Annotated in this window: 1 pseudogene; it reads right to left on the bottom strand. The window is 43.6% G+C overall.

The features are described from left to right. Positions 1-66 precede the first annotated feature (66 nt). A pseudogene (locus CQA63_RS09605) lies at positions 67-385 on the bottom strand (hypothetical protein); the annotation flags it as partial.

Below are 385 nucleotides of genomic sequence, written 5' to 3'. Positions count from 1 at the left end.
CTGTATTTTACCTCTCACTTTAGCTTGCAAGGCTCGCATTATACTTTTGATTTTTAAATATGGGGCTTATTTACGCCTCTTATGGGTAGCCAAGTTTGCTATCACAAATCCTTGAAAAGAAAAAAAGGGGGGTGAAGAATTGCTGCTGGAATTACTAGTAAATGCTATTATTTTGTCATTCTGAGGGAGCGTAGCGACCGAAGAATCTCTCTTGACGACTAGTGACTCGGGTAGAGATTCTTCGCTTCGCTCAGAATGACAATGAGGTAGAGTCGTTAGTGATTCCCTTTTTTCTTTTTTTATAAGGGGGAGGGGCTTAAATTGCGAAGTCGCTCCCTCCCCCTTATATATCCCCCGCCCCGACGACGCTTTGAGGGGTGGTACT

The organism is Helicobacter marmotae, from assembly GCF_003364255.1.
Taxonomy (GTDB): domain Bacteria; phylum Campylobacterota; class Campylobacteria; order Campylobacterales; family Helicobacteraceae; genus Helicobacter_C; species Helicobacter_C marmotae.
The sequence above is the reverse complement of the archived record's forward strand: the minus strand, read 5'-3'. Positions and strand labels throughout refer to the sequence as shown.